This is a genomic window from Streptomyces sp. NPDC043427, assembly GCF_056436655.1.
This window is the reverse complement of the sequence record NZ_JBWKCC010000002.1, coordinates 358,285-383,417: the sequence shown is the minus strand read 5'-3', so window position 1 is coordinate 383,417 and position 25,133 is coordinate 358,285. Positions and strand designations below refer to the sequence as shown.

At 69.8% G+C, this 25,133-nt stretch carries 32 protein-coding genes; 22 read left to right on the top strand and 10 right to left on the bottom strand.

The genetic code is table 11. The annotated features are described in order from the left end of the window. The first annotated feature begins 19 nt into the window (after nucleotides 1–19). The 7 genes from AC067M_RS05650 to AC067M_RS05620 all read left to right on the top strand — a co-directional run bounded on the left by AC067M_RS05650 (nucleotide 20) and on the right by AC067M_RS05620 (nucleotide 3,747). A complete protein-coding gene (locus AC067M_RS05650; protein WP_478695679.1) occupies nucleotides 20–781 on the top strand; it encodes a response regulator in 762 nt (253 codons plus the stop codon). A 99-nt stretch (nucleotides 782–880) separates the two neighbouring features. Beyond that, a complete protein-coding gene (locus AC067M_RS05645; protein ID WP_478695678.1) occupies nucleotides 881–1,111 on the top strand; it encodes a hypothetical protein in 231 nt (76 codons plus the stop codon). Further along, nucleotides 1,111–1,710, top strand: coding sequence for a pilus assembly protein TadG-related protein (locus AC067M_RS05640; RefSeq protein ID WP_478695677.1), 600 nt, complete (start codon nucleotides 1,111–1,113; stop codon nucleotides 1,708–1,710). Before AC067M_RS05645 ends, AC067M_RS05640 begins: the two co-directional genes overlap by 1 nt. Before the next feature lie 34 nt (nucleotides 1,711–1,744). Continuing rightward, on the top strand, nucleotides 1,745–2,326 hold the full coding sequence (locus AC067M_RS05635; protein ID WP_478695676.1) for a hypothetical protein: 582 nt from the start codon (nucleotides 1,745–1,747) through the stop codon (nucleotides 2,324–2,326). Between the two features lie 8 nt (nucleotides 2,327–2,334). Next, complete coding sequence (locus AC067M_RS05630; protein ID WP_478695675.1) at nucleotides 2,335–2,958, top strand: OmpA family protein; 624 nt, start codon at nucleotides 2,335–2,337, stop codon at nucleotides 2,956–2,958. A 118-nt stretch (nucleotides 2,959–3,076) separates the two neighbouring features. Further along, nucleotides 3,077–3,358, top strand: coding sequence for an Arc family DNA-binding protein (locus AC067M_RS05625; protein WP_478695674.1), 282 nt, complete (start codon nucleotides 3,077–3,079; stop codon nucleotides 3,356–3,358). After that, nucleotides 3,355–3,747: a PIN domain-containing protein gene (locus tag AC067M_RS05620; protein ID WP_478695673.1), complete on the top strand. Its 393-nt coding sequence runs from the start codon at nucleotides 3,355–3,357 to the stop codon at nucleotides 3,745–3,747. The genes AC067M_RS05625 and AC067M_RS05620 overlap by 4 nt, the downstream gene beginning before the upstream one ends. Before the next feature lie 106 nt (nucleotides 3,748–3,853). Here AC067M_RS05620 and AC067M_RS05615 read toward each other — a convergent pair whose 3' ends face one another. Both AC067M_RS05615 and AC067M_RS05610 read right to left on the bottom strand, forming a co-directional pair. Further along, a complete protein-coding gene (locus AC067M_RS05615; RefSeq protein WP_478695672.1) occupies nucleotides 3,854–4,315 on the bottom strand; it encodes a Uma2 family endonuclease in 462 nt (153 codons plus the stop codon). Between the two features lie 228 nt (nucleotides 4,316–4,543). Then, nucleotides 4,544–4,822, bottom strand: a complete 279-nt coding sequence (locus AC067M_RS05610; protein WP_478695671.1) for a GntR family transcriptional regulator — start codon at nucleotides 4,820–4,822, stop codon at nucleotides 4,544–4,546. 162 nt (nucleotides 4,823–4,984) lie between these two features. Here AC067M_RS05610 and AC067M_RS05605 point away from each other — a divergent pair, with 162 nt between their 5' ends. Genes AC067M_RS05605 through AC067M_RS05595 form a run of 3 tightly spaced genes read left to right on the top strand, consistent with a single transcriptional unit; the run spans nucleotide 4,985 to nucleotide 5,582 of the window. After that, nucleotides 4,985–5,167, top strand: a complete 183-nt coding sequence (locus AC067M_RS05605; protein WP_478695670.1) for a hypothetical protein — start codon at nucleotides 4,985–4,987, stop codon at nucleotides 5,165–5,167. Further along, nucleotides 5,167–5,382, top strand: a complete 216-nt coding sequence (locus tag AC067M_RS05600) for a hypothetical protein (protein ID WP_478695669.1) — start codon at nucleotides 5,167–5,169, stop codon at nucleotides 5,380–5,382. Before AC067M_RS05605 ends, AC067M_RS05600 begins: the two co-directional genes overlap by 1 nt. Continuing rightward, nucleotides 5,379–5,582, top strand: coding sequence for a hypothetical protein (locus AC067M_RS05595; protein ID WP_478695668.1), 204 nt, complete (start codon nucleotides 5,379–5,381; stop codon nucleotides 5,580–5,582). Before AC067M_RS05600 ends, AC067M_RS05595 begins: the two co-directional genes overlap by 4 nt. Before the next feature lie 322 nt (nucleotides 5,583–5,904). Here the strand turns inward: AC067M_RS05595 and AC067M_RS05590 are convergent, their stop codons facing one another. After that, the gene (locus AC067M_RS05590) at nucleotides 5,905–6,339 is read right to left on the bottom strand and encodes a DUF192 domain-containing protein (RefSeq protein ID WP_478695994.1); all 435 of its coding nucleotides are present in this window, start codon (nucleotides 6,337–6,339) and stop codon (nucleotides 5,905–5,907) included. A gap of 130 nt (nucleotides 6,340–6,469) precedes the next feature. On the opposite strand from AC067M_RS05590, the gene AC067M_RS05585 reads away from it, so the two are divergent. Next, nucleotides 6,470–7,063, top strand: coding sequence for a dihydrofolate reductase family protein (locus tag AC067M_RS05585; RefSeq protein ID WP_478695667.1), 594 nt, complete (start codon nucleotides 6,470–6,472; stop codon nucleotides 7,061–7,063). A gap of 73 nt (nucleotides 7,064–7,136) precedes the next feature. Next, the gene (locus AC067M_RS05580; protein ID WP_478695666.1) at nucleotides 7,137–8,009 is read left to right on the top strand and encodes an LLM class flavin-dependent oxidoreductase; all 873 of its coding nucleotides are present in this window, start codon (nucleotides 7,137–7,139) and stop codon (nucleotides 8,007–8,009) included. Between the two features lie 100 nt (nucleotides 8,010–8,109). Here the strand turns inward: AC067M_RS05580 and AC067M_RS05575 are convergent, their stop codons facing one another. Continuing rightward, entirely contained in the window at nucleotides 8,110–8,622 is a 513-nt protein-coding gene (locus AC067M_RS05575; protein ID WP_478695665.1) for a DinB family protein, read from the bottom strand. Between the two features lie 52 nt (nucleotides 8,623–8,674). On the opposite strand from AC067M_RS05575, the gene AC067M_RS05570 reads away from it, so the two are divergent. Further along, nucleotides 8,675–9,463, top strand: a complete 789-nt coding sequence (locus AC067M_RS05570) for a class I SAM-dependent methyltransferase (RefSeq protein ID WP_478695664.1) — start codon at nucleotides 8,675–8,677, stop codon at nucleotides 9,461–9,463. 102 nt (nucleotides 9,464–9,565) lie between these two features. Here the strand turns inward: AC067M_RS05570 and AC067M_RS05565 are convergent, their stop codons facing one another. Further along, nucleotides 9,566–10,723 (bottom strand): winged helix DNA-binding domain-containing protein, encoded by a 1,158-nt coding sequence (locus AC067M_RS05565; protein ID WP_478695663.1) that lies wholly within the window; start codon nucleotides 10,721–10,723, stop codon nucleotides 9,566–9,568. 656 nt (nucleotides 10,724–11,379) lie between these two features. On the opposite strand from AC067M_RS05565, the gene AC067M_RS05560 reads away from it, so the two are divergent. From AC067M_RS05560 to AC067M_RS05540, 5 genes are all read left to right on the top strand, one after another. Then, nucleotides 11,380–12,153 carry an isoprenyl transferase gene (locus AC067M_RS05560; protein WP_478695662.1) on the top strand — a complete coding sequence of 258 codons (774 nt, stop codon included), beginning with the start codon at nucleotides 11,380–11,382 and terminating at the stop codon, nucleotides 12,151–12,153. A gap of 312 nt (nucleotides 12,154–12,465) precedes the next feature. Then, the gene (locus tag AC067M_RS05555) at nucleotides 12,466–13,791 is read left to right on the top strand and encodes a PhoH family protein (RefSeq protein ID WP_478695661.1); all 1,326 of its coding nucleotides are present in this window, start codon (nucleotides 12,466–12,468) and stop codon (nucleotides 13,789–13,791) included. Nucleotides 13,792–14,211: 420 nt separating this feature from the next. Next, nucleotides 14,212–14,910, top strand: coding sequence for an aggregation-promoting factor C-terminal-like domain-containing protein (locus tag AC067M_RS05550; protein ID WP_478695660.1), 699 nt, complete (start codon nucleotides 14,212–14,214; stop codon nucleotides 14,908–14,910). A 60-nt stretch (nucleotides 14,911–14,970) separates the two neighbouring features. Continuing rightward, nucleotides 14,971–15,720, top strand: a complete 750-nt coding sequence (locus AC067M_RS05545; RefSeq protein WP_478695659.1) for an aggregation-promoting factor C-terminal-like domain-containing protein — start codon at nucleotides 14,971–14,973, stop codon at nucleotides 15,718–15,720. Nucleotides 15,721–15,875: 155 nt separating this feature from the next. Then, on the top strand, nucleotides 15,876–17,258 hold the full coding sequence (locus AC067M_RS05540) for an AI-2E family transporter (RefSeq protein WP_478695658.1): 1,383 nt from the start codon (nucleotides 15,876–15,878) through the stop codon (nucleotides 17,256–17,258). A gap of 24 nt (nucleotides 17,259–17,282) precedes the next feature. On the opposite strand, the gene AC067M_RS05535 is transcribed toward AC067M_RS05540, so the two are convergent. Both AC067M_RS05535 and AC067M_RS05530 read right to left on the bottom strand, forming a co-directional pair. After that, nucleotides 17,283–17,816, bottom strand: coding sequence for an alkyl hydroperoxide reductase (locus AC067M_RS05535; protein WP_478695657.1), 534 nt, complete (start codon nucleotides 17,814–17,816; stop codon nucleotides 17,283–17,285). A gap of 6 nt (nucleotides 17,817–17,822) precedes the next feature. Then, nucleotides 17,823–18,377, bottom strand: coding sequence for a peroxiredoxin (locus AC067M_RS05530; protein WP_133927327.1), 555 nt, complete (start codon nucleotides 18,375–18,377; stop codon nucleotides 17,823–17,825). A 135-nt stretch (nucleotides 18,378–18,512) separates the two neighbouring features. On the opposite strand from AC067M_RS05530, the gene AC067M_RS05525 reads away from it, so the two are divergent. The 4 genes from AC067M_RS05525 to AC067M_RS05510 all read left to right on the top strand — a co-directional run bounded on the left by AC067M_RS05525 (nucleotide 18,513) and on the right by AC067M_RS05510 (nucleotide 21,456). Beyond that, nucleotides 18,513–19,484, top strand: a complete 972-nt coding sequence (locus AC067M_RS05525) for a LysR substrate-binding domain-containing protein (protein WP_478695656.1) — start codon at nucleotides 18,513–18,515, stop codon at nucleotides 19,482–19,484. A gap of 207 nt (nucleotides 19,485–19,691) precedes the next feature. After that, nucleotides 19,692–20,594: a MarR family transcriptional regulator gene (locus tag AC067M_RS05520; RefSeq protein WP_478695655.1), complete on the top strand. Its 903-nt coding sequence runs from the start codon at nucleotides 19,692–19,694 to the stop codon at nucleotides 20,592–20,594. 42 nt (nucleotides 20,595–20,636) lie between these two features. Beyond that, nucleotides 20,637–21,023 (top strand): roadblock/LC7 domain-containing protein, encoded by a 387-nt coding sequence (locus AC067M_RS05515; protein WP_478695654.1) that lies wholly within the window; start codon nucleotides 20,637–20,639, stop codon nucleotides 21,021–21,023. 4 nt (nucleotides 21,024–21,027) lie between these two features. Further along, nucleotides 21,028–21,456 carry a hypothetical protein gene (locus AC067M_RS05510; protein WP_478695653.1) on the top strand — a complete coding sequence of 143 codons (429 nt, stop codon included), beginning with the start codon at nucleotides 21,028–21,030 and terminating at the stop codon, nucleotides 21,454–21,456. An 82-nt stretch (nucleotides 21,457–21,538) separates the two neighbouring features. Here the strand turns inward: AC067M_RS05510 and AC067M_RS05505 are convergent, their stop codons facing one another. The 3 genes from AC067M_RS05505 to AC067M_RS05495 are packed head-to-tail and all read right to left on the bottom strand — an operon-like array spanning nucleotide 21,539 to nucleotide 25,076. Then, nucleotides 21,539–23,869 (bottom strand): ABC transporter permease, encoded by a 2,331-nt coding sequence (locus tag AC067M_RS05505; RefSeq protein ID WP_478695652.1) that lies wholly within the window; start codon nucleotides 23,867–23,869, stop codon nucleotides 21,539–21,541. Beyond that, on the bottom strand, nucleotides 23,866–24,555 hold the full coding sequence (locus tag AC067M_RS05500; protein WP_478695651.1) for an ABC transporter ATP-binding protein: 690 nt from the start codon (nucleotides 24,553–24,555) through the stop codon (nucleotides 23,866–23,868). The genes AC067M_RS05505 and AC067M_RS05500 overlap by 4 nt, the downstream gene beginning before the upstream one ends. Beyond that, nucleotides 24,552–25,076 carry a PadR family transcriptional regulator gene (locus AC067M_RS05495; RefSeq protein ID WP_478695650.1) on the bottom strand — a complete coding sequence of 175 codons (525 nt, stop codon included), beginning with the start codon at nucleotides 25,074–25,076 and terminating at the stop codon, nucleotides 24,552–24,554. Before AC067M_RS05495 ends, AC067M_RS05500 begins: the two co-directional genes overlap by 4 nt. Nucleotides 25,077–25,133: the final 57 nt, after the last annotated feature.

Here is a 25,133-nt window from a genome sequence, read left to right as displayed (position 1 = left end):
GACGAGAGGAGGCCGCGCGATGCCTCAGCCACCCCCACCGAGCCCCTTCGAGGACTTCCCGCCGCCCGCACTGCTGCGGGTGGTCGTCGCCGACGACAACCCCGTGGTCCGCGCGGGCCTGACGGCGCTCCTCTCCGGCCGCGAGGACATCACGGTCGTGGCGGAGGCCGCGGACGGCCGCGAGGCGTACGAGGCGGCGCGCCTCCACGCCCCCGACGTGATCCTCCTGGACGTCCGCATGCCCGGCGTCGACGGCATCGAGGCGCTTCCCCACCTGGTCCGTCTCGCCCCGGCCATGATGCTCACGTACAGCCGCGAGTCGGAGATCGTCCAGGAGGCGTTGCGAAGGGGCGCGGGTGGCTATCTGGTCCACGGCGAGTTCACCGTGGACGAGCTGGTCGCCGCGGTACGGGACATCAGGCGGGGCCGGCCGCACTTCACACCGACGGCGGCGGCGGCGCTACTGGCGCACCTACAGAGCAGTGCGAGTGCACACGATGATGATGTCTCTACTCCCGCTCTATCACCGACTTTCGCGAAAGAGCTTTCGCAACTGCAATCATCTGTGGGACAGTCGTCATCGGCACGGTCGACGTTCCGACTCAGCGCGAGGGAGGCGGAGATCATGGACCTCATCGCATCCGGCATGACCAACCAACAGATCGCCGCCACCTGCTTCATCAGCGAGAAGACCGTCAAGAACCACATCAACCGCATCTTCGCCAAGCTCCACAGCACGAACCGCACGGAGGCGACGGCGAAGTGGCGGGGGGAGCGGTGATGGGCCCCGCCTGGGCCCGGGATTGGGTCCTGGGGCCCTGGGGCAAGCGGGGATCTTCGGCTTACGGTCCCGGTAAGGCGACCCCCGGAAGGGAACACCATGAGCGACCTGATGCTGAAGACGGCCGTCGCGGCCAAGGTGCGCGTGAACGGTTGGAAGAACACGACGGTCGAGGCGGTTCGGCGGCGGGCCGACGACTCGGGGCAGACGGCGGTCGAGTATCTGGGCATCATCGCGGTGGTCGTGGCGATCGTTCTGGCGATCACGGGTACGGACATCGGTCAGACGATCCTCGACAAGATCAAGGCGAAGATCGCCGAAATCACCTGATGCGTCCGCGCTCGAGCGGCGACTCCGGGCAGGCCTTCCCCATCTACATCGCGGTGGTGGCGGGCCTGCTCTTTCTTGCGTTCGCTTATCTCGCGGTCGGCCAGGGTGCGGTGACTCGGAACGGGGCCCAGACAGCAGCCGATGCGGCAGCTCTCGCGGCGGCCCAGGACACCCGCGACCAACTCGCGAGGCAGTGGGTGAAGGACCTGCTCGACCCGGCCAAGTGGCAGGAGATCTTCGACGGCAAGCTGGACTCCTATACGGATTCCTGCCCCCGCGCTTATCAGTTGGCGGAGCTGAATGGTGCCCATGCGACATGCGATCCCGAGGGGCTGCTCGGCTACAAGGTCACAGTCAAGACCAACAAGCCCGTCGGTGACACCATCGTGCCCGGCACGGAGGGCATGTACGCGGAGGCGAAGGCCACGGCCGTGATCGAGCGTCTCTGTGATCCCAAGCCCCCAGGCGAGGATGCCGGAGACGACGTATTGCCCCGGCTCACCTGCGAGGGCGGCGTGGAATGGAACCCGGACCCGCACGACAGTAAAAGTCTGCCGAAGCCCGAGGACCTCTTCGACGTCCATCTGGCTGACGACTGACAAGCGAACGACGAGTGGAGAAGGAAGCAGAGCGATGAGCATTCGGTTCACTGCGAAGGCCCGCAGGGGGATGGTCGTGCTGACCGTCGCGGCCGGACTGGCCCTCGGGGTGGCCGGCTGCAGCGGGGGCGGTGAAGACGACAAGAAGCCGGAGAAGTCCGCGTCCGCCTCGAAGGACGGTGGATCGAAACCGAGTGCTCAGGAGGGTCAGGACGAACAGCCGTTGGCCGAGTTGAAGGGTCCCAGCGGCTTGCTCCTACAAATCACCTCCGCTCAGCGGGACTCGGGCGGATTCGTCACAGTGAACGGGACGCTGAAGAACGACGGCGCCAAAACGACCGTCATTCCGTCCAACCTGAGCGGCAATGAGACCGAGATCATCAGAAACGGCAGCTCACTTGGCGGCGCCACGCTCGTGGACTCCAAGGGGAAGAAGCGCTACTACGTCCTGCGTGACACAGACGGCCGCCCGCTCACCACTACCGGCCTGCCGGCGCTGAAGGCGGGGGAGTCCATTCAGGTGTTCATGCAGTTCCCGTCACCGCCGGACGGCACCTCAGAGGTCGGCTTCCAGCTGCCCGGCTTCGCCACCACCCCCATCACGATCTCCGGGTGAGGCCAACCATGAAGCTCACCCGCAAAACAGGGATCCCACTCCTTGTCGCAGCCACCCTCATCCTCACCACCCAAACCCCCACAGCCCAAGCCGACGACTCCCCCAGCGTCCCCCCAGGCACCGAGCCCACCGCCTCAGCCCCCGTCCAGGTCGACCCCAACGACCCCGACCTCAAACTCCCCGAAGGCGCCACCCTCGCCTCCGCCAAGGTGCTGGACATTAAGTCCGTCGTGGAGGACCAGAGCGGTGACGAGCGCAGGGAGGACACCAACGCCGACGTCAAGTTCGCGCTCCAGGCAGAGGTCCTCTTCAGCAAGGACAGCGCGAAACTGAGCGCCGACTCCAAGGCGCGGATCGTCGCCATCGCGCAGGAGATCAAGACCCAGAACGCCACCAAGATCCGCGTCTTCGGCTTCACCGACAACCTCGGATCCTCCGCCCACGGCGACGTGCTCTCCCGCCAGCGCGCCAACGCCGTACAGGCCGTCCTGGACGGCGAGCTGAACGACCCGAACGTCACGTTCGACGTGCGCGGCTACGGCGAGCAATATCCGATCTCCTCGAACGCCACGGAGGAGGGACGGAAGAAGAACCGACGGGTCGAGGTCACCTTCCCGCGCTCGGCGAGCTGAGCGGTCCGCACAGGACCAGCCGGCCTCGGCGGGCGAGGGGCTCGGCGGTCGTGATGCCTTCCCCGGGCGGGCCTCTCGGCCTAGGGAGATCGGCGTATACGTCACGTATACTCGCGTCATGTCTGACGTCATGATCCGCGTGCCCGCCGAAGTCCGTGACCAGCTTGCCGCCGTGGCGGAGGCACGTGGGATCAGTGTCCGGTCCCTGATGCGGGAGATAGCCGCTCAGACGCTGACTCCCGAGCAGATCAAGGAGCGGGCCGCTCGCACCCGCGCGCTGCTCGCCGAGAGGTTCGGCCACTATGTGACGGACGAGGAGTCGGCAGAGATGCGGCGCAAGATGCGCGAGGCCACCGCGGCTCACCGGGCCGCGCTCGCAGACGTGGAGTCGTCGCGTTGAACCTGACCGAACACTACGTCCTCGACACGCCCACGCTCCTGGCCATGGGCGGCAACAAGCAGGTCTCCGGTCTGATCCATGCCGCGGCGGCCAGCGACGACGTCCGTTTGTGGGCGCCCGTCCTGTGCCTCCTGGAGACCGAGCGCGAGCGCCCAGGTGTCGTCGCGCATGCGGGTGTGCTGCTGGACGTTCTCCGTCTGCTCGATGACGACTACGCCATGGCCGTGACCGTGGCCGAACTGTCCCGCGACAACGTCCCCTTCGGGGTTGCGGCAGCCGTACACGCGGCGCGACCGAACGCGATGCTGCCCGAAGGTGCACTGGTGGCGACTGTCGCACCCGATGCCTACGACAGGCTCGGAGTCGGGGTCATGGACCTGAATCGCTGACGCGCTGTCCTGACACCGCTGCCCTGCCGGATTCACCACACACTCCGCCCCGAGCTCGTCTCCTCGGGTACGGTGCAGGCTGCGCCCGGCTGGTAGCACTGCGCCGCTACCGCTGCTGGGGCTCCTGAGACCCGGAATCAAGACCCATGTCCTTCGCGCTGTAGCGGGGCAGGCCGGTCGTGTCGATCGTCCAGGTGCCGAGGTCGGTGGCGACGGTGACCGGCTTGGCGTACGGGAGGTGCAGCCGGTTCTCGTACGCGGGCCGGCCCTCGGCCAGGCCGATCCCCCACTGGTAGGTCCATGTTCCGTCGCGGGGGTCGACGATCAGGTAGTGGGGGATGCCCATGGCGGGGTAGTCGCGGGTCTTGTGCTCGTAGTCGTTCTCGGGGTTCGAGGGCGAGACGATCTCGATCGCGAGGATGATCTCGTGAGGGTCGAGCGGGTCGTCGGTCTGCATCGCGTCGCTGGAACAGACAAGGATGTCCGGGACGCGCAGCTTGCCCAGATTCTCGTCATCCGTGTCGGTGGCCTCGAACGCGAGGAAGCCCTCCGGAAGCTGTGCGTCCAACTGACGGGAAACCGGCGAGGGCGCGGGCTCGTCATCATCACGAGCTGTCCGTCACTGATCTCGGGCCAGGCGAACCCCGGCGGCGGAGTGATGCGATCGCGGCGGTCCCGCAGCCGCCGGTACAGGGTCTGCCGAGTCATGGGTCCTCCCGGTGTCCAGTATGAGGGCATGACGGCCGGTGCGGGCGGGGAGGTGGATCACCGGCATCGTGAGACAGCGACCTGCTCGTCAGTCGTTGGCCTCGTCGCCCTCGGATGTGTCGGCGGGCATGGCGATGACGAACACGCCCTTGCCCTGGACTCCTTGAACGATTCCCTCGGCTTGCAGCGCCTCGATGGCTGACTTGATGGTTCGGCGGCTGACCGCCCCGCCCGTCTCCTGCTCCAGCTCGTGGTGAGAAGGGATGCGTCGGCCAACCGGGATCTCGCCGCGTCGGATGCGCTCGCGCAGGGCGGACGCGAGCTGCACGTACATCGGGGTGATGCTCTCCCGGTCGATCTCTATCATGCCCCGGAGCGTAAAAGGTCAGCTCAGGTCAGCATAGGACGACCTATCACGTGAAAGGACGTACCAAGACGTACCAAGTGTCGCGACCTTCGCGCACGAGCCGGAGACACCCCGTCCGGTTGCCGTACGGCTGCCCGCACACGTTCCCCGTACGGGCTGCCCGTGCTGCTCGACGGCCGGGCGACGGCGTCAGTCCGCCCCTACGTACTCGCGGCGGAGCGGGCCCACCGGGAACGGGAACAGGAGTGGACTCGGCAGACGCGGCGCCGTGTGGCCCTGGTCCTCGCGGCGGACTTCGGCGTGGACCTCGACCGGCATGTGATCGGCGCGGAGAGGGTCGCGTGATGGGCAAGGAGGACAAGGCGCCTCGCCCGCCGGTGCGGATGTGCGTGCCCTGCCAGGTGACCACCGAGACTCCGGTTGTGGTCAGCGTGGTGCACGAGAACTCCGGGCCGGGGTTCGTCGTGTACGCGTGCCGGGCGTGCGCCGTGCACTACCCGCCGCTGCCGGACGTGCTCACCGTCCTGCCGCAGTCCCGCCGAGCCAGGGACGAGCGGTGAGCGCGCGGCCCGGCACGGCGGCGGACACGCGGGAGCTGTCGCCGGAGTGCACGCTGGCCCGTCAACCCGGGTACGAGGACGTACACGGGGCGTGCCGCAGGCTGAGGGACATTCCGCTGCCGTACGGCGGTGGACTGTTGCTGGTGCGCCGCTGCGGCTGCGCCTGCCACCGCCCGTCAGCAGGGGAGGAGGCACGATGAACGCCGACACTCCACCCGAGCCAGGCCCGTAGGCTCCGGACGTCCGCTGCGCGGGAACTGCGGGTCAACCCGCGCGCCGGGCGTCTTGGCGTGAGCCGGCCGAAGCAACGCACGGAAGCCGCCCAGGCCGAATCGCCGATGACCTGAACGACCCGAGCAGCGTGAAACCACGGCCACCGACACTCCGGAGCGGTCCCCTCACGGGGTGTGGCAGAAGCCGACCGAAGGCGACGGGGCGGCGGCACTGAACTCCGTTCGATGTGGCCGCGCATGAGTACGCATACCTCAAGTGGACGAGCTGACACACCGCACTGAAAGCCCGTCAGCAGCCGGGAGCGACGGTGACCGCCACCCGCACCCCGACCCGCACCCCCCACCCCGCCATCACCCCGGCCTCCGCCTCCAGCACATGCCGGGCCCGGGGGCGGGGCAGGCCGAGGCGGCCGGGGCGCATGGTGCGGACGGCGATGACCTTGAGGTCGCGGTCGAGGTAGGCGACGTCGATGGGGACGCGCATGCGGAAGGTGTGGACGCTGTTGGCGGGGGAGAGCAGCATCGCCCCGTCGACGGAGTCCCGGCCCAACAGACCGCGTGTGCGGGCACGGTAGGACGCCGCGATCTCCAGTGGGATCGACGGGCGCTCTCCGACACCGGACCCGGAGGACCCGCCCCCGTCTCCGTCAACGCCCCCGTCTCCGCCCCCGTCCTCGCTCAGGACCACCAGCGTTCCCCGTCCGTCCCGCCACCGGCGCCTCACACCGGTCACCCCCAACCCCCGCCGCAGTCGACCGTCCACCGTCCACCGTCCCCAGCCGGAACCGAACCTATCCCCGCGACCAGGCGTGGCAACAGCACTCCTCGCACCCGCCACGGCTACCTTGCACGGCATGGCGAACATCATCCTGATGATGTCGGTCTCCCTGGACGGCTTCATCGAAGGCCCCGGCCGCGACATCAGCTGGCACCGCGTCGACAACGAACTGCACCAGCACATGAACGACACCCTCCGCCCGTTCGGTGCGTTTCTCAGCGGCCGTGTCACCCATCAGCTGATGGCCGACTACTGGCCCACCGCCGACCAGGCCCCCGACGTCTCCGCCATCGAGGCGGAATTCGCCGGGATCTGGCGGGAGAAGCCGAAGTTCGTGTACTCGCGGACGCTCCAGCACGCCGACTGGAACACCACGATCGTGCGGGACGTCGTCCCGGAGGAGGTCATGCGGCTGAAGGAGCAGGCGGGCGGCGACCTGGCGCTCGGCGGGGCGGAGCTGGCCGCCACGTTCCTGCGTCACGACCTGGTCGACCAGTTCCGGGTGTACGTGCACCCCGTCCTCGTCGGCGACGGCACACGCCTCTTCCCCCACGCGTCGACCTACACGGCGCTGCGGCTCGCGGAGAGCCGGATCTTCGGCAACGGTGTCGTCCTCCTGCGCTACGAGCGGCCGCCGGGTGCGGTCGGCGCGGGCGATCAATCCGGCTGATCAATCCAGCTGATCAAACCGGCTGACGTACAAAACAGTTGTGGATCGGGTGCGCCGTGGATAGGAAGTGACCATGACCGAACTCGGCGCTGTGTTCCGTCCCCAACTGCCCCCCGAGCGACTGCGGGCCGTCGCCCGTCTCGCCGACGAGAGCGGACTCGAACAGCTCTGGCTGTGGGAGGACTGCTTCCTGGAGGGCGGGATCTCCACCGCTGCGGCCGCGCTCGCCTGGACCGAGCGGCTGCACGTCGGTGTCGGCCTGCTGCCCGTGCCGCTGCGCAACGTCGCCGTCACCGCGATGGAGACCGCCGCCCTGCACCGCATGTTCCCCGGCCGCGCGACCCTCACCGTCGGCCACGGCGTCCAGGACTGGATGGGCCAGGTCGGCGCGCGGGCCGCCTCCCCGCTGACCCTCCTGCGCGAGCACCTGACCTCGCTGCGGGCCCTGCTGAGCGGGGAGCGGGTCACCACCGAGGGGCGGTACGTGAAGCTGGACGACGTCGCCCTCGACTGGCCGCCGGCCGGACCCGTGCCCGTCCTCGCCGGTGCGACCGGCCCGCGCACGCTGCGGCTGTCCGGCGAGGCGGCCGACGGCACGCTCCTGACCGCAGGCACCTCACCGGAGCGGCTGCGCACGGCGCGCGGGCTCATCGAGGAGGGGCGGAAGGCGGCGGGGCGTACCGACCCGCACCAGGTCGTCGTCTATCTCCTGGCCGTGACCGGGCCGCACGCGTCGGCCCGCATGGCCGCCGAACTCGCCGCCGAGGGCCTCACCGACGTCCCCGAAGCGGCCGTCGCCGGAGACGCCGGCGCCGTGGCGAAAGCCGTCCAGCGTCTCGCCGACGCGGGTGCGGACTCCGTCATCCTCCAGCCGACGGCGGACGAGCCCGACCCCGAGGCCTTCGTCCGGTTCGTCGCGGAAGAGGTACGCCCGCTGGTGCCCTGACCTCGGCACAGGCACCGTCGTCGGCCGCCATGCGGCCGACGCGGCCCCCTGACGGCCCGTACCAGGCACCGTCACGCCGTCATGCGGCGGGCGGTGCCCTTCAGTCCCGCCGGTGGTCCCCCGTGGCCCCGTCCATCAGCTCCCGCACCACATCCATGTGCCCCGCGTGTCTCGCCGTCTCCTCGATCAGGTCGACGAGGACCCAGCGCAGCGTGACGGAGTGGTCCCGCCACGACGGGTGGCCGACCGCGTCCAGGGGCAGCTCGGTGATGGTGCGGTCGGCGGCGGCGCGGGCGCGGCCGTAGAAGGCGACGATCTGCTCCGTCGTCTCGCCCTCGCCCGCGCTCATGTCCTCGCCCTTGTACGGGTCGAACCAGAACGGTTCGACCTCGCGGCCGAAGCTTTCCACGAACCAGCCGTACTCCACGGACGCCAGGTGCTTCACCAGGCCGAGCAGGCTCGTGCCGGACGGTGTCATCGGCCGGCGGAGCTGTTCGTCGTCGAGCCCCTCCAGCTTCCACAGCACCGCGTCGCGCAACCGGTCGAGGCTCGCGTGCAGGGTTTCCTTCTCGCCGCCCGCGTAGGGCATGCCTGAAAGCTCGCTCTCCGTCATGCCGCGAAAAATTAGCAGCGGCCACTGACAACGGTCTGCGACGATCACCTCGATGACCACCCGACACCGCCGTACGTTCGAGGACCTCGTCGCCGAGGGCGCCGCCGTGCCCACCGAGGGCTGGGACTTCTCCTGGTTCGAGGGGCGGGCCACCGAAGCGCGGCCCTCCTGGGGGTACGCGGTGTCGCTGGCCGAGCGGCTGGCCGCCGCGACCGCCGCGCTGGACGTGCAGACCGGGGGAGGGGAGGTCCTGGACTTCGCCCTCGGCCGGGTCGCGCAGGCGCCCGCACTCACCGTCGCGACGGAGAGCTGGCCGCCGAACGTCGCCAAGGCCACGGCGCTGCTGCGACCGCGCGGTATCGCGGTCGTCGCCGTGCCCGAGGACGCGCCCCTGCCCTTCGCGGACGGCGCCTTCGACCTGGTCTCCAGCCGCCATCCCGTGAGCGCCCACTGGGACGAGATCGCCCGGGTCCTGCGGCCCGGCGGCAGCTACTTCGCCCAGCACGTGGGGCCGAGGAGCGTCTTCGAACTCGTCGAACACTTCCTCGGTCCGCAACCGGAGGCGACGAGCTCCGCCCGCCACCCCGACCACGAACGCGCCGGTGCCGAGGCCGCGGGCCTCGAGGTGGTCGACCTGCGTGCCGAGCGCCTGCGGGTGGAGTTCCACGACATCGGCGCAGTCGTCCACTTCCTGCGCAAGGTGATCTGGATGGTCCCCGGCTTCACCGTCGAGTCCTACGAGCCCCAGCTGCGCGCCCTGCACGAGCGCATCGAGTCCGAGGGCCCCTTCGTCGCCCACAGCACCCGCCACCTCTTCGATGCCCGCAAGTCGAAGGACTGACCGCGACGACGACGCCCCGGTGCTCACCCGTGCCGCTGGGGCGGCACCATTGAGCCCCGGTGCTCACCCGTGCCGCCCCAGCGCCACCACTGCCCACGCCCCTCAGGCATGCGCCCCCACCCTCACCTGCCCCACCACCAGCTCCGCCCGAGCCTCCAGCACCTGGCCCACCCGCATGACCCATTCGCCCAGCTCCCGTTCCTGCCGCGCCGTCAGCCGCCCCAGCGGCTCCACCGTGACGGTCGTGCGACGGCCCTGGCGGCGGTGGTGCCAGACACCAGCCACCACGCCGTCGACGAGGAGGACGGGGAAGTTCCCGGCCTGACCGCGGGCCAGCGCACGCTGGTACGCGGCGCCGGGGAACAGCAGTTCGCGGGGCTGGGCGGCGATGACGTACGCGTCGAAGTAGGGGAGCAGCCGGACTCCTCGTACGGGACCGCCGGGGAAGTCCGTGTCGCCCGCCGTCACCCAGGCCGGCGTGCCCTCGAACAGGACCTCCTCGATCTCGCCGGCCTCCGCGAGCCCGGTGAACAGCCGGGCGGCCCAACCACCGGGAGCCGCGAGCCACTTGGCGAAGTGCCGGGGCGTCGCGGGGCCGTAGGCGTGCAGATAGCGGCGTACGAGCAGACGCAGTGCTTCCTCCTGGGGCACCGGGGTGAAGCGGGGCGGGCGGGTGTACGTCACCTTGCGGCCGCGGTTCGGGCCGAAGCACAGCGCTCCCGCCTGCCCGGCCCGGTGCATGACCTGGCGCCAGCGGGGCCACAGGTCCTGGAAGGCCGGCATCACCCGGTCGCCCGCCCAGGGCCCGGTGCGGGTGACGACCTCCTCGCCCAACTCGTCCAGCGTCAGACAGCGGCCCTCCAGCGCGTCACCGATCGCCGCCACCACCTGCGCGGACTGCTCCTCGGTGAGCCGCACATCGGGCGCCAAGGGACCCGCCCCGGTCGGCACGGCGGTCAACGCGCCGCTGAAGAGCCCCAGTTCCCGGGAGGCGAGCAGATGCAGGGTTCCGCGCGGTCCGTACGTCTTCACCAGCGTGCCGTCGTCCGCCAGCGCCGCCCGTACGTCCGCTCGGGTCACCCCCTCCGCCCGCACGCCCACCGACACCTCGGCCGCCGACAACACCTGCGCGTGCGCCCCCAGCATCGCGGCCACGACGTCGGCCACTGCCGTCGGCGTACCGGCGCTCACAGGACTGGCCAGGAACTGTCGCTCGATACGCCGAGTGCTCGCCTCGGCCCACGTGATGCTCACCGTCATGGGGGCGACGCTAGGACCGAACTAGGTCAGAACATGTCCTACACGCGGTGTCCACATCGTTATCGCCCATGGCTCGCTTCTGCGACCCCTTCTCGCGTAAGTTCAGACCAAGGTAATTCGCGCCAGCAAAGCTGCGCGGGCGGTACCGCGCAGAGGAGGGGGCTGCGCGGTGCTGTGGCCGTCAAGCGGCCGTTCACGCCGCGTTCCCCCGTCGGGGGGACGGGGGACGGATCCGGCGCCGACACGCAAGGTTCGCCGAACCTGCGAAACTTCTCCACATCCCGCCGGAATGCCCCGAGAATCCGCTTTCTTTCGGCCATGAACAGCCCTCAAAGCGGTCCGGAACCCCCCGATCCGCCCCCTTCACGCGTCGCGGCCCGACTCCGGAGAGTAGTTGCGGCATGCCGATGCACGCGGCATCCCTCACGAAGGGTTATGGTGGAGTCCCCCCCTCGGGCCGGTCCGTCTCCCCCCCACGGACCGGCCCGTTTTTTGTCCCAGGGGGCATTACGGGAGGGGTTCGGGGAACACGCCGCAAAGGGACGCGGGGCGCCACGCCCACCGAGAGCGCCGCACCCCAAAAGGCACGCCCACCGCAACCCCCGGTACCCTTCCCCACGCGGGGACCGCCACCGTACGGAGGGGCTGACAATCACGTGAACCTGCGCGACAAGCTGCGCGGCCTGCTGGTCAGGCTGTACGCACGCCGGGTGGAAGGCCACCTGGACCACGCTCAGGTGCCCAAGCACATCGGCGTCATCATGGACGGCAACCGCCGCTGGGCGAAGGCCGCGGGTTCGACCACCGTCCACGGCCACCGGGCCGGCGCCGAGAAGATCGAGGAGTTCCTCGGCTGGTGCAGCGAGACGGACGTCGAGGTCGTCACCCTGTGGCTGCTGTCGACGGACAACTTCGACCGCGCCAAGGAAGAGCTGGTCCCGCTCCTCGGCATCATCGAGGACGTCGTCCGCACCCTCGCCGCCGACGGCCGCTGGCGCGTCCACCACGTCGGCACGCCCGACCTGTTGCCCTCGCAGATGCAGACGGCGCTGAAGGAGGCCGAGGAGGCCACCGCCCACATCGACGGGATACTGGTCAACGTCGCCATCGGCTACGGCGGCCGCCAGGAGATCGCCGACGCCGTCCGCTCGATGCTCCTCGACGCCCGGGAGAAGGGCGTCTCCATGGAGGACCTCGCCGACTCCGTCGACATCGACATGATCGGCCGTCACCTCTACACCGGCGACCAGCCCGACCCCGACCTGGTGATCCGCACCAGCGGCGAGCAGCGGCTGTCCGGTTTCATGCTCTGGCAGACGGCCCACTCCGAGTACTACTTCTGTGACGTGTTCTGGCCGGCCTTCCGCAAGGTCGACTTCCTGCGCGCGATGCGCGACTACGCGGCGCGCCACCGCCGGTACGGCGGCTGACGGACACCCTTTCACCCGGATGGCGTACCCCCCTTAACGCGGAGTTCACCGGCTCGCCGTCATATGCCGTGGCATGGCGGCGCATTTTCGAGGGCATAAGGCAAGCAGGTCGACACCCGAACCACGGGTGTCGGATCTCAGCGGACGGCACGGGGCCGTCCGCCCGGGAGGTCCTTTGCACCAGCCCGATCGTGCGGTCACCGCACGGACGACAAGGCGGAGGGCCGGTTCTCGGCCCGTGCATCGGTGCCGTCGACCGGTCCAGCTCCACTCCGTCGCTCCCCGACCTCATCCGAGGGGGTACGTCCTTCCGTGGTGACCAGCGCAAAGCGCCACAAGTCAGACCGGCGCACCTATGTTCTCGACACCAGCGTCCTGCTGGCCGACCCGAACGCCCTGACCCGCTTCGAGGAGCACGAGGTCGTGCTCCCCATCGTCGTGGTCACGGAATTGGAGGCCAAGCGGCACCATCCCGAACTCGGCTACTTCGCCCGGCAGGCCCTGCGCCTGCTCGACGACTACCGGGTCAGGTACGGCCGTCTCGACGCCCCCATCCCGATCGGGGACCTCGGCGGAACGATCCGTGTCGAGCTCAACCACTCGGACCCCAGCGTGCTGCCCAGCGGCTACCGCCTGGGGGACAACGACTCCCGCATCCTGGCGGTCGCCCGCAATCTGCAGGCCGAGGGGTACGACGTCACTGTCGTGTCGAAGGACCTGCCGCTCAGGATCAAGGCGTCGTCCGTGGGTCTCCTCGCCGAGGAGTACCGCGCCGAGCTCGCCATCACGGACTCCTCCGGCTGGACCGGAATGTCCGAACTGACCCTGCCCGGCGAGCAGGTGGACGTCCTCTTCGAGGAAGGCCATGTGTATGTGCCCGAGGTCTCCGACCTCCCCGTGCACACGGGTCTGACCATCCAGTCGGAGCGCGGCAAGGCGCTCGGCCGGGTCACGCCCGAGGGCAACGTCCGTCTGGTGCGCGGTGACCGGGAGGCGTTCGGCATCAAGGGCAGGAGCGCGGAGCAGCGCATCGCGCTCGATCTGCTGCTCGACCCGGACGTCGGGATCGTGTCCATGGGTGGCCGGGCCGGCACCGGCAAGTCGGCGCTGGCGCTGTGCGCGGGTCTGGAGGCGGTCCTGGAGCGCCGCCAGCACCAGAAGGTGATGGTCTTCCGTCCGCTGTACGCGGTCGGCGGGCAGGAACTGGGCTATCTGCCCGGCAGTGAGGCCGAGAAGATGAGCCCCTGGGCCCAGGCGGTCTTCGACACGCTGTCGGCGGTCACCAGCCGCGAGGTCATCGAGGAGGTCACCTCGCGAGGGATGCTGGAGGTGCTTCCGCTCACTCACATCCGCGGCCGGTCCCTCCATGACGCGTTCGTGATCGTGGACGAGGCGCAGTCGCTGGAGCGGAACGTCCTGTTGACCGTTCTGTCCCGAATCGGCGCCAATTCGCGGGTCGTTCTGACCCATGATGTGGCGCAAAGGGACAATCTGCGGGTCGGTCGATATGACGGTGTCGTCGCCGTCGTGGAGAAGCTGAAGGGGCATCCGCTCTTCGCCCACGTCACCCTGACGCGGTCCGAGAGGTCCCAGATCGCCGCCCTTGTGACGGAAATGCTGGAGGATGGGCAGATCTGACCCCATCGGGTCAACGCGGTGCAGCCACCAGTCAGTTGGCGCCGCCCGGCAAAAGGCCAAGAGCCTAGCCGGGCGGCGCTTCTGTGTCCGGCGGATCCCAGGAATCCCCCGGGTCAAACAGGATGTGAGCTTTCACACGCAACTTGGAATTGCCACCCGGCGTCGGGTTACGGCAGAGTCTCATTCCTGTCAGGCCCCGCATACGGCACACCTGTACCCCCAGCGGTACGGCAGCACAGAAGCACCACCTTCAACTCCATACGTCCGTCGTATGCCGCCCGAGTCACCACGCGGCGCTCCCTCGCGGGAGTTGCCCACCGGGTCCGAGCCTCCCGTGACCCCGCAGTTGGGAGGCCAGCGCCAGGGGCACGATTGCGTCCGCCAGGGTCACCGAAGCGGGCGATGCTGGAAGGAAACCGTGTGAGCCGGATCTCGGTCCGGGGATTCGCAGTGGCCTCGGCCACGGCGGTCACCGCTGTCGGAAGTGTCGTCGGCGTTGCCTCGGGCAGCACCGCAGTGCAGAACAACGACGCCGAAACGACGGCAAGCGACTCGACGCTCCTCGCTGACATACCTGCGGGCCAGCAGGCCCAGGTACAGACCGCCTCCCTGACGCAGCAGGCCGACTTCCAGGCCATCGCGGCCGACGAGGGCGCCAAGAAGGATGCCGAGGAGGCGGCCCGCAAGGCGGCCGCCGAGACCGCCATCGCGAAGAAGGAGGCCGCCGAGAAGGCGGCCGAGGCAGCCGAGAAGGCGGCCAAGGAGCGCGCCGAGGCGAAGGCCGCGGCCAGCCGCAGCTCCTCGAGCTTCCCCATCCAGGGCTCGTACAGCATCGCGCAGATCCAGGCGATGGCACGGCAGATGGTCCCCAGCGGCCAGTTCCAGTGCTTCAGCAACATCGTGGACCACGAGTCCAGCTGGAACTACAAGGCGGTCAACGCCTCCTCCGGCGCCTACGGCCTCTTCCAGGCCCTGCCCGCCGGCAAGTACGCCTCCGCGGGAGCCGACTGGCAGACCAACCCGGCCACCCAGATCAAGTGGGGCCTGAACTACATGAACGACCGGTACGGCAGCCCGTGCGACGCCTGGTCGTTCTGGCAGGCCAACAGCTGGTACTGAGCCCTCCCGGGCCCCGATCGGTCATCTTTTCACCTGACGACGTAGCAGTTAGGAATCCGAGTGAGCCGAATATCGGCCCGGGGATTCGCCGTGGCTTCGGCCACGGCGGTCACCACTGTGGGCGCTGTCGTGGGAGTTGCCCAGGGCGGCGCCGCCCAGCCCGGCAACGACGCCGAGGCGACGGCGAGCGACTCGACGCTTCTCGCTGATTTACCCGTAGGCCAGCAGGCGGAGGTGCAGACCGCCTCCCTGACGCAGCAGGCCGACGTCCAGGCCATCGCCGCGGACACCACCGCCAAGAAGTCGGCGGAGGAGGCGGCCCGTAAGCAGGCTGCCAAGGACGCGGTGGCCAAGCAGAAGGCCGCGAAGGCAGCGAAGGCAGCGAAGGCAGCCGCCCAGGAGGCCGCCGAGGCCCAGGCGAAGGCTGCTGAGGAGGCCAAGGAGCGCGCAGAGACGAAGACCACGGCCGCCCGCGACTCGAACCGGGACGTCGGCAGCTTCCCGCAGCAGTCGTCGTACAGCGTCGCCGAGGTCCAGGCCATCGCACGACAGATCGTGCCCGCCGGCCAGTTCCAGTGCTTCAGCAACATCGTGAACCACGAGTCCACGTGGAACTACCAGGCCGTCAACCCCACCTCCGGCGCCTACGGTCTCGTGCAGGCCTACCCCGCCGGGAAGATGGCGTCCGCCGGTGCCGACTGGCGCACCAACCCGGCCACCCAGATCAAGTGGGGCCTGAACTACATGAACGAGCGGTACGGCAGCCCCTGCGACGCCTGGGGCTACTGGCAGGCCAACGGCTCCTACTGAGCCGGGCCGCCACGGCCGCTCAACCCCGCCGAGCCCCTCCCCGTCCTCAGGGGAGGGGCTTTCGCCCTGTACGGTCGCCTGTGCGGCCGTCCGTACGGCCGTGACCGACGACTCCAGGGGGAGTGGTGGGGAGAGACGGGGGAAGAGGACGGATCATGTCGCGAGTGCCAGGGTGGCTCGGCCGGCTGGGCGCCGGTCTGACCGAAGTGGGGGAGCGGCTCGACGAGCTCCGCGCCGAGGTCGAGCGGGAGGACACCGCAGAGCCGGCACGGGTACCGCCTGAGGCCGTCGTCGCGCCCGCCGAGCAGGTGCCGCCCCCCGGTCCGCGCCCCGATCCCGCGCAGGCCGTCCCCTGGGGCGTCCGGGTCGCCGCCGAGGCGGGCTGGCGACTGCTGGTGCTCGCCGGGACCGTCTGGGTCCTGATGAAGGTCATCAGTGCCGTGCAGTTGGTCGTCCTGGCCTTCGTCGTCGCGCTGTTGCTCACCGCGCTGCTGGAACCCACCGTCGCCCGGCTGAAGCGCGTCGGCGTCCCCCAGGGGCCCGCGACCGCGCTGACGGCGATCCTCGGGTTCGTCGTCATCGGCCTGATGGGCTGGTTCGTGACCTGGCAGGTCATGGAGAACATCGACAACCTCTCCGACCAGGTCCAGGACGGCATCGACGACCTGCGCCGGTGGTTGCTCAACAGCCCCTTCCACGTCACCGACAAGCAGATCAACGGCATCGCCAAGAACCTGCGCGAGGCGATCGGCGCCAACACCGACTCGATCACCTCGGCGGGCCTGGAGGGTGTCACGGTCGTGGTCGAGGCCCTCACCGGCATCCTGCTGTCCTTCTTCTCCACGCTCTTCCTGCTCTACGACGGCAAGCGCATCTGGGAGTGGACGCTGAAGCTGGTTCCCGCCGCGGCCCGGCCGGGCGTGGCGGGTGCGGGGCCGCGGGCCTGGGCGACGCTCACGGCGTATGTGCGCGGCACGGTCGTAGTGGCGTTGATCGACGCCATCTTCATCGGCCTCGGCATCTACTTCCTCGACGTGCCCATGGCCGTCCCGCTCGCCGTCTTCATCTTCCTGTTCTCCTTCATCCCGCTGGTCGGCGCGGTGGCCTCCGGCGCGCTGGCCGTCGTCGTCGCGCTGGTCACGCAGGGCGTCTTCACCGCGGTGATGACGCTGCTGGTCGTGCTGGCGGTGCAGCAGATCGAGGGCCACATCCTCCAGCCGTTCATCCTCGGCCGCGCGGTGCGGGTCCATCCGCTCGCGGTGGTCCTCTCGGTCGCGGCGGGGGGCATGGTGGCCGGCATCGGCGGCGCGATCGTCGCCGTACCCCTGGTGGCCGTGAGCAACACGGTCGTGGCTTATCTGCACGCCTACTCGCGGGAGCCGGCGCTGCGTCAGACACCGCAGCCGACGGGCGACACGGCGGCGGACGCGGCACCGGTGGCGGTGCCGGCGGGGCGTACCGAGGACGCCTCCGCGGAAGAGGACGCCTCCGCGGAAGAGGACGCCGCCAACGCGGAAGGCCCCGCCCACCAAGGGTGAGCGGGGCCCTGAGCCGAACCGGCGTCACTCGGAGAGGACAGCCTCCGCGTCCAGGGTCACACCGACCGCCTGGATCACCGAGGCGATCTTGAACGCCTCCTGGACGACCTCGCGGTCGAGGCCCGCCTTGCGCAGCACCTGCTCGTGCGAGTCGAGGCACATGCCGCAGCCGTTGATGGCGGACACGGCGAACGACCACAACTCGAAGTCGACCTTGTCGACCCCGGGGTTGCCGATGACGTTCATCCGCAGGCCCGCGCGCAGGTTGCCGTACTCGTGGTCCGACAGCAGGTGACGGGTGCGGTAGAAGACGTTGTTCATCGCCATGACGGCGGCCGCGGACTTCGCCGCGGTGTACGCCTCCGGCGTGAGGTTCGCCTTCGCCTCCGGCTCCAGCTCGCGCAGCACGATCGGCGAGCGCGACGCGATGGCGGTCGCCAGCACCGTGCCCCACAGCTGCTGCGCCGGCAGGTCCGAATTGCCGATGACCGAGCCCAGGTTGAGCTTCAGGTCCTTGGCGTAGTCCGGTATCGCGGACTTCAGCGCATCCAGCGACATGTCAGATCACTCCCCGGCCAGGAGCTTGACGGGGTCGAGGGTGTCCTCGCCCTTGCTCCAGTTGCACGGGCACAGCTCGTCGGTCTGCAGGGCGTCCAGGACCCGCAGGACCTCCTTGGGGTTACGGCCGACGGAGCCGGCGGTCACCATGGAGAACTGGATCTCGTTGTTCTGGTCCACGATGAACACCGCGCGCTTGGCGAAGCCGTCCTCGTCCTCGATGCCCAGGTCGCGCATCAGCTCGTGCTTGGAGTCCGCCATCATCGGGAACGGCAGGTCACGCAGGTCGTCGTGGTCCTTGCGCCAGGCGTGGTGGACGAACTCGGAGTCACCGGAGAAGCCGAGGACCTGGGCGTCGCGGTCGGCGAACTCCTCGTTCAGCTTGCCGAAGGCGGCGATCTCGGTCGGGCACACGAAGGTGAAGTCCTTGGGCCAGGCGAAGATCACCTTCCACTTGCCTTCGTAGGTCTTGTGGTCGATCTTCTCGAACTCCGCGCCCTTCTCCAGCGAGACGCAGGCGGTCAGTTCGAACTCGGGGAACTTGTCACCGACAGTGAGCACACGCTCTCCTTGCAGCGAAGGAAACGCCCCTAAATAAGGGTGTTTCCCATGGGTTGGACGTTGTCGATGTTGGCACAGGGTGCATTGATTAGTGAAATAGCTACACTCGGTCGAGTTGATCGGATGGAGCTATCAGTGAGTGTCGGCCCTGTGGCCAAGAGCGCTGTGGGCAAGAGGCGTCAGCCCAGTCTCGCGCAACTGCGCGCCTTCGCCGCCGTCGCCGAACACCTGCACTTCCGGGACGCGGCGGCCGCGATCGGCATGAGCCAGCCCGCCCTGTCCGGTGCCGTCTCCGCGCTGGAGGAGGTGCTAGGGGTCACCCTGTTGGAGCGTACGACGCGCAAGGTGCTGCTCTCTCCGGCGGGTGAGCGGCTCGCCGTCCGGGCGAAGGCGGTCCTGGCCGAGGTCGGCGCCCTGCTGGAGGAGGCCGAGGCGGTCCGGGCGCCCTTCACCGGAGCCCTGCGGCTCGGCGTCATCCCCACGGTGGCGCCCTATCTCCTGCCCACCGTCCTGCGCCTGGTCCACGAGCGCTATCCGCAGCTCGACCTCCAGGTGCACGAGGAGCAGACCGCCAGCCTGATCGACGGCCTGACCACCGGGCGGCTGGACCTGCTGTTGCTCGCCGTGCCCCTCGGTGTGCCCGGAGTCCTCGAACTGCCCCTCTTCGACGAGGACTTCGTGCTCGTCACCCCCCTCGACCACTGGCTCGGCGGCCGGGAGGACATCCCGCGCGAGGCGCTCAAGGAGTTCAACCTGCTGCTCCTCGACGAGGGGCACTGCCTGCGTGACCAGGCCCTCGACATCTGCCGGGAGGCGGGCCGCGAGGACGCTCCCGTGACCACCACCGCGGCCGGCCTGTCCACGCTGGTCCAGCTCGTCGCCGGCGGCCTCGGCTGCACACTGCTGCCGCGCACCGCCCTCAAGCTGGAGACGACCCGCAGCGACCAGCTCCTCACCGGCTACTTCGCCGACCCCGCCCCGACCCGCCGTATCGCCCTCGCCATGCGCTCGGGGGCCGCCCGCGGCGCCGAGTACGGGGAACTGGCTGCCGCCCTGCGCGAGGCACTGCGGCCGTTGCCGGTGCGGGTGGTGGACGGCGACGACTGATCCCGCAGCCCTTCTTCCGCTCGGTCAAATCAGCGCCGAACACAACGAATTGAGGCGCGCGGGAAGGCAACTTCCGTCAGACGGGGGCAGGTAGGGGCAGGTAGGAAAGGCTCCGAAAATCCCCCGCTGGAATATGCGCCCGGACTGATACACCTTCCCCCCTCAGCGCTACGCATCAGGCGTGTGTGCGAGCCGGCAAGGGGAGTGATGTCGGGCTACGAGCTGCTGGCACGCGACCTCGCCGCGTGCGGGCGTGACGGCTTCACCGGCGAACTGCGGGTGTCCGGGACACCCGGCGGCAGCTTCCACCTGCGCGACGGACTGGTCGTCTCGGTCGCCTCCCCCGGGGCACCCCGCCCGGAGGCGCTGCTGCTGCGTTCCGGCCGGGTCGATGGCGAGCAGTGGGGCGCGTTGGTCCGCGAGTCCGGCGGGTCGCCCTGGCCGGCCGCCGCGCTGATCGCCCACGGGTACGCCGGAGCCGCCCAGTTGCGGGTGGTGTGCGTGATGGCCCTGCGGGACGCGGCGTTCGCCGTCGCCGTGGGCCACGTCGACGCCTGCGAGGCCGTCCCCGGCGCCGAGCCGCCCGCCGCCCCGGTCGCCGTCGGCGAGACACCCACCCGGCTGCTCCAGGACACGGCCCGCAAACTCGCCGCGATCGCCGCCCTGCCGTACCCCGTGCGCCCCGACCGCGAACGCCCCGTGCCCGCGTCGGTCTCCTGTGTCGGAGCCCGGCTGACCGCCCTGCAGAACGAGTTGCTCGCGCACGCCGACGGCCGCCGCACCGCCCGTGACCTCGCCTTCCGTACCGGGCGTGGGGTCTACACCGTCACGGTCGAGGTCGCCCGGATGCTGACCGAGGGGTTCCTGGAGTGCGCGGAGGCGCCCGTGCCGATCCCGGTGCGGCTGCCGGCCGACGGCCACGGCGTACGTCCGCGCGAGCCGGCCCCGCCGCCCGCGCCGGCTCCGGGGCCCGAACCGCCCCTCACCGCCCCCGCCGCGCTGCCTCGGCGGCAACCCGGTGCCAGCGGCATCGGCGAAGCGCTGGACCCGCCGAAGGGCGGGGCCGGCTGGAAGGAGTTCTTCCGCCTCAGGAACCCCACCACGAAGTGACGCATGCCAGTTGCAGCACACAGAACCACGGGAGTTGCGTACATGGACCACAAAGCCCTCGCGCTGGAAATGCGCGGCCTGCGCGAGCAGGTGGCCGGAATCACCGACACGGCGGTCGCCGCCGCCGACGGACTGCTCATCGCGGCCGACACCGCCGACTCCATCGACCCGGAGGGCCTCGCCGCCCTCGCCGCGGCCGGACTCGGGCTCGCCCGCCGTACCGCCGAGGCGACCGACCGCGGCGCCCTGCACCGGACGGTGACCTACGGCAGCCACGGCTGCGCCGCCTTCTACGCCGTCGGCAACACCGCGCTGATGGTCGTACTCGGCGACGAGGGACTGGATGTGGAGCGCCTGCACCGGGCGACCCAGCCGGCCCTCGACCGGATCGGATCGATCCTCACTCAGAGGGCCCCCGAGGGGGTGTGAAGGGATGGCGACGAAGCGAATGTCCACCGGTTTCTCCGACCAGGTGATGAGCCTGGTCAAGTCCCTGCGCGCCGACGCCCCCGACTGCGTGGCCGCCGGCCTGGTCGACATGTCCACGGGCATGCTGCTGTCGTACGAGACCGTCGACACCCACCCGCCCGAGGTGCTGGACCTGCTGGCGGGCGCGACCCTCGACCTGTTCCAGGGCCGTACGGTCGTGATGATCGAGGACGTGTTCAAGGAGCGTCGCGGGATCACCAGCGACAACCACTTCTTCCAGGAGATCCTCGTCAACAGCGACAACCTCACCCACCTGTTCGTGAGGATGAACGATCAGCAGGACGTCGTCGCCGTGGTCGTGTGCCGCAAGTCGGTGAACGTGGGCATGCTCTTCGCCCAGGTACGGCGCGTGGTGAAGGAGTACAGCTTCTGAACGGGCCGCTGAAGCGGGCCTTGCGAAACGGGCGAGGGCCCCTCCCGGCGTCAGGGGGAGGGGCCCTCGGCTCACTCGGTGCTCACTCGGTGCGCAGGCCTTCCGGCCGCATCAGCCGCAGCAGCGGCGGCAGGCTGAGCAGGGTCACCACCAGGACGACGGTGGCGCCGATGCCGGTCATCGACAGCACGCTCGCCCAGTCCACACTCACCGCGGTGTTGGTCATCCGCAGCAGGACCGCGCCCAGGGTGAGACCGACCGTCGAGGCCAGGGCCAGGCCGAGGCCGATGGGGATCGCCGTCTGCCACAGCACCGACAGACTCAGCGTGCGGCGCCGGGTGCCGAAGGCGACCAGCGACGACAGCAGCTTCTTGCGCTCGCGCAACTGCTCCAGCTGCGACACCAGCAGACTCGCGCCGATCAGCGCCAGCACACAGGCGGCGCCGACGAAGAGGCCGGTGCGGATCTTGTCGAAGGACTCCGCGCGCGTGCTGGACGACCACATCATCGGGTCGGTGGCCGGGCCGATCCGCTGGGACGTGTTCCGTACGTACTCGGGTGCGTCCGCCAGCGCCTGGTCGAGCCCGAGGTAGATCTGGCCGCGGACGCCCTGGTCGGCCCCCGCGGGCAGCGCGCTCGGCGTCAGCAGGAAGCCGCCGCGTTTCATCCCGGTCGGGTCGTCGATCGGTCGCGCCTTCTTCACGTCCGCCGGCACCTTCCAGGCGACCGGTTTCTCGCCGCCGTCGCCATCGACCGGGTCGAACCACAGCGTCGTGCCGGGCTTCGCCAGATCGGGCGTCTCCGCTTGGTACCCGTCGTACGGCACGGCGAAGGCGTCACCCTCCTCGCACGAGGGCAGGGAAGCCACCTCGCGCAGGGACGCGCAGTCGGCGACGGTGACCGGGGTGAAATCGTCGGCGTCCTTGCGCCGGTCGCCGAGGTAGCCCTCGTCGAAGGCGAAGACCTTCTCCACCCCCTTGGTCGCCTCGAACGCGGCCGCAGCCTTGGCGAGCGGGGTCCCGTCCGGCAGGGACACCTGCATCTGGGCGCGGTTGAGGTCGTTGGTGGACTGCTTGGTGTACTGGCCCTCCACCCCGGAGAACAGCATCTGCAGCGCGATGGCGCCCGCCACCGCGACCGCGATGCCGTTGACCATGCGGGCGGCCGTGCCGCTGCTCAACTGAAGCCGTCGGATGGCCAGTTGCCAGGCGACCCCGCCCGAGTCGAGCCGGGCGACGACCGCCTCCACGACCCACGGCAGCAGCGCGGTCACCCCGATGAGCAGCAGCAGGACGCCACCGGTGACCAGGTATTCGTTGAACTCCCCGCTGTCCCGGCCGTTGCCGATCATCGGGTAGAGCAGCCCGAGCCCGCCCAGCGGCAGCAGCAGCCGCCACCACAGCCGGCGGCGCGGGGGCTTCGCCGTACGCACCACGCCGAGCGGCTCGATCACCACGCCCCGCAGCGCGAAAAGGGTGACCAGCACGGCGGCGGCCGGGACCGCGACCGCGACCAGCAGGGCCAGCGTGGGGGAGGGGTTCAGATAGCTGGGGAACACGCTCACGTCCTCCAGCTCCATGGAGCCGGCGGCCTCCCGGCCGATCAGGAAGAAGACCGTGCCGAGGACCAGGCCCACCACGGAGCCCGCGAGGGCCTCGCCCGCGGCGATCCGCCGGGTCATCCGGCTGTCCGAGCCCACCAGCCTGAGGGCCGCGAGCCGCCGGTCCCGCCGCTCGCCGCCGAACCGCACGGCCGCGGCGATGAAGACGCCGACCGGCATCAGCAGCACCACGAACACCACGAGGACGAGCAGGAGAAGGACGGGGTCCGTCCGCTCCTCAGTCCGCTCGATGTCGCCGAAGTGGTCGATGCGGGCGATCCGGTAGGTCTCGTCCGAGAGCGCGAGGTTGTCCACGCCGCGGAAGAAGGCGAGTTCCTGGGAGCCGATCAGGCCGGGCTCGCCGATGGTGCCGACGATCCGGTCCGACAGCCGCTCCCGCAGCAGCTTCCCGTCGTCCGACTCCAGCAGCCGCTTCAGCGCGGGGGAGACCACCATCTCGCCCACCCCGGGGTACTTCGCGACTCCCGGCGGCAGCGGCGTCCGGGGGCCCTCGGGCTGCACCTCACGCCCGCGCACGTTCTTCTCGCGGAAGGTCGTGGGAACGTCGGCGACCAGCAGCGTGTTGTCCGCCTTCGGTATTTTCGCGTTGTTGTAGGTGACGTCCGTGCGCGCCTCCTCCCGGTCGTGCCGGACGGCCAGTGCGTTCGGGATCGCGGTGGTGAGCAGCAGCAGTGCCACGCCGAGTCCCACACCGACGGCGGTGAGCAGCATCCGCGCCCACCCCTCCCGACCGCCGGCGAAGGCGAACCTGGCCCCCATGCCCAGGTCCCTGGACCACAGGCGCAGTCTCATACGACGCGCTCCATGTCCCGGGACTTGCCGTCCCGTACGACGATCTCGCGGTCGGAGTAGGCGGCGACCCGCGCCTCGTGCGTGACGAGCACGACGGCCGCGTTGGTGGAGCGGGCCGCGTCCGTCAGCAGCTCCATCACACGCTCGCCGTTGAGCGAGTCGAGCGCGCCGGTCGGCTCGTCGGCGAACAGCACCCGCGGGTTGGTGACCAGCGCCCGGGCCACGGCCACCCGCTGCCCCTGACCGCCGGAGACCTCGCCGGGCCGCTTCTTGCGCAGGTCGTCGACATCGAGCCGCTCCATCCAGGTGAGCGCGGCCCGTTCGGCTTCCTTGCGGGAGGTGCCGTTCAGCCTGAGCGGCAGCGCCACGTTCTCCACGCAGGTCAGCTCGGGCACCAGCTGCCCGAACTGGAAAACGAACCCGAACTCGGACCGGCGCAGCGCACTGCGCTGGGCGTCGCTCATGGTGGCCAGCTCGCGCCCGTTGTACATGATCGACCCGGAGTCGGGCGTCACGATCCCTGCGAGGCAGTGCAGCAGCGTCGACTTGCCGGACCCGGAGGGGCCCATCACGGCGACGACCTCACCGGGGTGGATGGAGAACGCGGCGCCGTCGAGTGCGGTGGTCGGCCCGTACGCCTTGCGCAGGTCCTGCGCGGCGAGCAGGGAGCCGGGGGGAAACGTCATTCGGAAACCACCTCACGGAGCTTGTCGAGACGCGCGGCTGTCAGCTCCAGCCAGCGCAGGTCCGCCTCCAGGTGGAACAGCGCGTGGTCGCAGATGAGCTGGTCGGCGAGATCACCCTTGCGCTTGCGGTCGGTGAGGATGCGCATGCTGCGCAGGTGCTCCGAGCGCTGTGCGTCGAGGATCTCGGCCGCGTTGCGCTGGGTGAGCAGCGCGAGGACGACCTTGGTGTACAGGGTCGACTGGAGGTACGGCTCGGGCTTCTCCGGCGTCGCGAGCCACCGCTCCACGTCGGTGATCCCGGCGTTGGTGATGGCGTAGCGCTTCCGCTCCGGGCCGCCGCCCGCCTCGATCCCGTCGACCTCGACGAGCCCGTTCTTCAGCAGTCGCGACATCGTCGAGTAGACCTGGCCGTAGTGCAGCGGCCGGTCGTGACCGAACTTCTCGTCAAAGGCCCGCTTGAGGTCGTAACCATGGCGGGGCCCGGACTCCAGGAGTCCCAGGAGGGTGTGACCGATGGACATGGGAGCACCGTACACACGGTGTATACGCCGTGTGTATACGCGGGGTGTGCAGGGGGT

Coding starts and splice junctions, on each gene's coding strand:
- AC067M_RS05650 (WP_478695679.1), top strand. CDS start 20: ATGCCTCAGCCACCCCCACCGAGCCCCTTCGAGGACTTCCCGCCGCCC.
- AC067M_RS05645 (WP_478695678.1), top strand. CDS start 881: ATGAGCGACCTGATGCTGAAGACGGCCGTCGCGGCCAAGGTGCGCGTG.
- AC067M_RS05640 (WP_478695677.1), top strand. CDS start 1,111: ATGCGTCCGCGCTCGAGCGGCGACTCCGGGCAGGCCTTCCCCATCTAC.
- AC067M_RS05635 (WP_478695676.1), top strand. CDS start 1,745: ATGAGCATTCGGTTCACTGCGAAGGCCCGCAGGGGGATGGTCGTGCTG.
- AC067M_RS05630 (WP_478695675.1), top strand. CDS start 2,335: ATGAAGCTCACCCGCAAAACAGGGATCCCACTCCTTGTCGCAGCCACC.
- AC067M_RS05625 (WP_478695674.1), top strand. CDS start 3,077: ATGTCTGACGTCATGATCCGCGTGCCCGCCGAAGTCCGTGACCAGCTT.
- AC067M_RS05610 (WP_478695671.1), bottom strand. CDS start 4,822: ATGATAGAGATCGACCGGGAGAGCATCACCCCGATGTACGTGCAGCTC.
- AC067M_RS05600 (WP_478695669.1), top strand. CDS start 5,167: ATGGGCAAGGAGGACAAGGCGCCTCGCCCGCCGGTGCGGATGTGCGTG.
- AC067M_RS05585 (WP_478695667.1), top strand. CDS start 6,470: ATGGCGAACATCATCCTGATGATGTCGGTCTCCCTGGACGGCTTCATC.
- AC067M_RS05580 (WP_478695666.1), top strand. CDS start 7,137: ATGACCGAACTCGGCGCTGTGTTCCGTCCCCAACTGCCCCCCGAGCGA.
- AC067M_RS05575 (WP_478695665.1), bottom strand. CDS start 8,622: ATGACGGAGAGCGAGCTTTCAGGCATGCCCTACGCGGGCGGCGAGAAG.
- AC067M_RS05570 (WP_478695664.1), top strand. CDS start 8,675: ATGACCACCCGACACCGCCGTACGTTCGAGGACCTCGTCGCCGAGGGC.
- AC067M_RS05565 (WP_478695663.1), bottom strand. CDS start 10,723: ATGACGGTGAGCATCACGTGGGCCGAGGCGAGCACTCGGCGTATCGAG.
- AC067M_RS05540 (WP_478695658.1), top strand. CDS start 15,876: ATGTCGCGAGTGCCAGGGTGGCTCGGCCGGCTGGGCGCCGGTCTGACC.
- AC067M_RS05535 (WP_478695657.1), bottom strand. CDS start 17,816: ATGTCGCTGGATGCGCTGAAGTCCGCGATACCGGACTACGCCAAGGAC.
- AC067M_RS05520 (WP_478695655.1), top strand. CDS start 19,692: ATGTCGGGCTACGAGCTGCTGGCACGCGACCTCGCCGCGTGCGGGCGT.
- AC067M_RS05515 (WP_478695654.1), top strand. CDS start 20,637: ATGGACCACAAAGCCCTCGCGCTGGAAATGCGCGGCCTGCGCGAGCAG.
- AC067M_RS05510 (WP_478695653.1), top strand. CDS start 21,028: ATGGCGACGAAGCGAATGTCCACCGGTTTCTCCGACCAGGTGATGAGC.
- AC067M_RS05505 (WP_478695652.1), bottom strand. CDS start 23,869: ATGAGACTGCGCCTGTGGTCCAGGGACCTGGGCATGGGGGCCAGGTTC.
- AC067M_RS05500 (WP_478695651.1), bottom strand. CDS start 24,555: ATGACGTTTCCCCCCGGCTCCCTGCTCGCCGCGCAGGACCTGCGCAAG.
- AC067M_RS05495 (WP_478695650.1), bottom strand. CDS start 25,076: ATGTCCATCGGTCACACCCTCCTGGGACTCCTGGAGTCCGGGCCCCGC.